Origin of the sequence: Pseudoxanthomonas sp. GW2, assembly GCF_000283075.1 — a bacterium.
Lineage (GTDB): Bacteria > Pseudomonadota > Gammaproteobacteria > Xanthomonadales > Xanthomonadaceae > Pseudoxanthomonas.
Genome location: NZ_ALIP01000060.1, coordinates 1 through 1203, shown reverse-complemented (window position 1 = coordinate 1203; position 1203 = coordinate 1). Strand labels below are relative to the sequence as shown.

Annotated in this window: 1 pseudogene; it reads right to left on the bottom strand. The window is 64.1% G+C overall.

Annotation, left to right across the window (positions count from 1 at the left end):
- Positions 1–14: 14 nt before the first annotated feature.
- Positions 15–1130, bottom strand: a pseudogene (locus tag B351_RS0104495) (IS3 family transposase).
- Positions 1131–1203 lie beyond the last annotated feature (73 nt).

Sequence of the window (1203 nt, the reverse complement as noted above, 5' to 3'; positions counted from 1 at the left end):
CGTAAGCTTCCCCGTCAAGCAGGCATTTCAAAAGTAGAACTTCCGGCGACGCGTTGGCGGTACTCGGCCGGGGTCAGATCGCCGAGCGAATCGTGGGGACGCTCCTCGTTGTACTCGAGCATCCACCAGTACGCGGCCTCGCGCACGTCGTCGAGGCGGGTGAACAGGTGCTGGTCCAGGACCTCCTCGCGGAAGGTCCGATTGAAGCGTTCGATGTAGGCGTTCTGGTTGGGCTTGCCGGGCTGGATGTACCGGATGGCCATGCCGTTGAGCTTGGCCCACTGCACGAAGGCCTCGCCCAGGAACTCCGGGCCGTTGTCGGTACGCAGGACCTGCGGCAGGCCGTGGTCGCGCTTGAGCTGCTCGAAGATGCGGACCAGGCGCGTGGACGAGATCGAGGTGTCGACCTCGATGTGCAGCGCCTCGCGGTTGAAGTCCTCGACCACGTTGAAGGTCCGGAAGCGGCGGCCACACGCCAGCGCGTCGGCCATGAAATCCGCTGACCAGACGGCATCGGGCAGCAGGGGAACGTAGAGCGGTACGCGTTCGCGCTTGGGCAGCCGCTGCTTGGCCTTGCGGCGCAGATTGAGCTTCATCGCCTTGTACACTCGGTAGATTCGCTTGTGGTTCCAGTCCGGACGCGCACGGCGCAGGACCTTGCAACACTTCCAGAAGCCGCGGCTCGGGCGATTCTCGACCACCTCGGCCAGGGCCGCGATGATCTCGGCATCCCGTACCGTCCAGTGCACCGGCGGCTGGTACCACGCTGCCCGCGACAACCCAACGCAATCACAGGACCGGCTCAGGGGCCGCGTGTGCACCTCGACCAGGGTACCGCACGGCCTCGCGCTTCTGCTCCGGCCCTACAGTTTTTTTGCGATCAGATCCTTCATCGCGGCGTTGTCGAGCGCCAGCTCGGCGTACATCCGCTTGAGCCTGGCGTTCTCCGCTTCCAGGTCCTTGACACGCCGCAGCTCGGAGGCCTCCAGGCCGCCGTACTTCGACTTCCACTTGTAGTAGGTCGGAACGCTGATGCCGGCCTGCCGGCAGATGTCCTTGACCGGCACGCCGGCGTCGGCCTGCTTGAGGATCGAGACGATCTGGGTCTCGGTGAAACGGGACTTCTTCATGGAACCTCCTGGCTGGGGAAAACATGCCAGAAAGTTCTACTTATGGGGTGTCTGCGGATCGGGGAAGCTTACG